Raw genomic sequence first — 2,567 nt, 5'->3', positions numbered from 1 at the left:
GGGGCTATCTGGTTGTTCATCCATGACTACAATCGCAACATCCGAGAAAAGCTGGCCAAGCAAGGTCATCCGGCTTTTTCCTCTAGCCTGCACTAAAATGCACTACCAGGCGTTTCAGTCATCCTTTTACATCCTTGCCTTGGCAAGCCCTATACCGCGCAGAACAATCATCTTGGCAGTCTCTTTGCAGAGGATATCTCACTCACTCTGCTCAGTTTATCCTTCAACCCCCGCCATCTGCTGAAAGCTCGCGGATTGCGCCATCAACTCCTGATAACTGCCTTGGGCTACTACTCGCCCCTGGCTCAACTCCACCACCAAATCACACCTCTCTACCGTACTGAGGCGGTGGGCGATCAGGATAATCGTGAGTTCTCCGCTCAATCCCTCTATCGCCGCCATCACCTCCCGCTCTGTGGCATTATCCAGGGCACTGGTGGCCTCATCAAACACAATCACCGACGCCTGTTTATACAGGGCTCGGGCAATGCCAATCCGCTGCCGCTGCCCCCCACTTAACCGAACCCCCCGCTCCCCCACATAGGTGTCATAGCCAGCGGGCAATCCCTCAATAAACTCAGCAATCCGGGCCAACTTAGCCGCCCGCTGCACCTGCCCTAGGTTGACTTCCTGCTCTGGAACGCCAAAGGCAATATTGGCGGTTAGAGTGCTATCACTCAGGTAAATCTGCTGCGGCACATGGGCCACTGCGGCCTGCCACTGGGGTAGGCGCTCTCCCTGCAAGGGCAACCCATCCACCCATATTTGCCCCTTCTCCGGTTGCAGCAAACCCAGGATTAAGTCCGCCGTGGTACTCTTGCCGCTGCCCGTACTGCCCACAAAGGCCACGGACGTTTTAGCAGCAATCTTTAGATTAAAATTTCTTAGGATCCAATCCCCATCCTCTCCGTAGCGGAACCATATTCCCTCTAGACGCAGATCCCGATGCAATCCCAAGGGCTCCACAACGGACATGACTAACATAGGATCAATGGATCGATTTAACGCTACTAACACCCGTGCCATGGACACCCTGGATGCCTGAATACTGGATAAGGAGGCAAACAGCATTTGTAAGGCCGGAACCAAACGCTTTGCTCCTAGGGCTAAGCTCCCCAAGATGGGCACAACCTGGCTAAAATCCCCACCCCGCCCTAGCCCAACCGCTAAAAGGGCAATGGATCCTAGAGCAATAAACTCAATGATATAGATCGGCGTTGTAATGATGATAAGGTTACTCACCTGCGCCCGTGCCAGCAACTGTTCATGGAGTTGATAGGCACTATGGAAAAAGGGCTGGGAATGATCCAGCAGAACATCTCGAATGCCACCAATGCCCTCCTGAACTATCTGCACCTTAAGCCGTCCAGTCTGGGAAAAGATAGCACTATTACGCCGCAACTGCTTTTGACGGGCACGGAACAGCACAATATAGGCTGTCCCGAGAATTAGGGCCGCCCCCAGGGCGATGCGCCAGTCAATCAAGATTAGCGTCAGGATGAGGGCAGGCGCTAGGATGGAATTCGCCATCAAGTCAACTAACGGAATCAATACACCGTTGGTTAACTGTCCTGTATCACCCGTTACGGTCTGGATTAAATCACTGCTGTTTTGCTTCACATGGAAACGATATGGCTGATAAATCGTGGTGTAGTACACCTGACTGCTAATATCAGCCCCAATGGCCGCAGCCAGCCGATACCGAAGGTTTAAGGTCAATAATCGTAGTCCGTTGGCCACACCTAGGGTGCCAATAAAGCCCAGGGCCATGATTAAGACGAGCCGCTGGGGTGTATCAATCCGCAGGAGCTTAAAGACAGGCTGGAGGTTGGGTTCTTGCAACAGCCCCTGGGCATTGCCCAGAGCCGATAGAAACGGATAGATCGCTCCCACACTCACCATTTCACTAAAGGAGCTCAAAACCAGCGCCACCAGCAACAACCCCAACTGCCAGTGACGGCGAGGGCTGAGGTGCAGCCAAAGCTGGCGCAGATCTTGCAGGATGGACGTCGATTCAGCGTGGTTTAAGGGCATCAGTCAGGGGAGTAAAGTCCTTGGGACGGCTGAGAAACGCATATCCCTATAAACCTAAATAAAGTACCTAAAACGTGATGAATGACAGAGACGAACCGCCATGTGACTGCTGAACTCCCGTTGTTCACTCTTGACCACATTCTTGCGCTCATCGGCAATATGCTCTAGGTCAAGACCATCAATCGGCTCTGTCTGCCATACCACGACTTGTTCATTGTTTAGTCGATTCGGTATCAAATAGGTACTAGTATCCGATGCCTAGCCCTCGGATACCCCGATGGACTAACCTGGAGAGACTGAGATCAAGAACGACCGTCGAAGTCCGCGTCCATACCGTTATGAATGCTATTCGGTTGTATAGGTTTCGACTATGATATCACCCCTAGGGCAATCATCGCATAGAAATGACTAAGCAGAGTAAACAAACTGGACAGTGGGAAGTTCTGTATCCGGTAGCGGGACGCCAAGAAAAACGGACATGAGCTGAGTCAATCGACCCATCATGTCCGAAACTGGCTGATGTAAAGCCTTTC

The 2,567-nt window shown here is 52.2% G+C and carries 1 protein-coding gene; it reads right to left on the bottom strand.

Annotated features, from left to right (window positions below):
* Positions 1–216 precede the first annotated feature (216 nt).
* Positions 217–2,034: an ABC transporter ATP-binding protein gene (locus H6G62_RS26710; protein WP_190500824.1), complete on the bottom strand. Its 1,818-nt coding sequence runs from the start codon at positions 2,032–2,034 to the stop codon at positions 217–219.
* Positions 2,035–2,567 lie beyond the last annotated feature (533 nt).

Origin of the sequence: Phormidium sp. FACHB-1136 (assembly GCF_014697375.1) — a bacterium.
Classification (GTDB): Bacteria; Cyanobacteriota; Cyanobacteriia; order Phormidesmidales; family Phormidesmidaceae; genus Nodosilinea.
Note: the sequence above shows the minus strand (reverse complement) of the source record. Positions and strands in the feature narration are given on the sequence as shown.

Excerpts from the sequence above, each read along its gene's own strand:
- H6G62_RS26710 (WP_190500824.1), bottom strand. The coding sequence starts at position 2,034 with ATGCCCTTAAACCACGCTGAATCGACGTCCATCCTGCAAGATCTGCGC.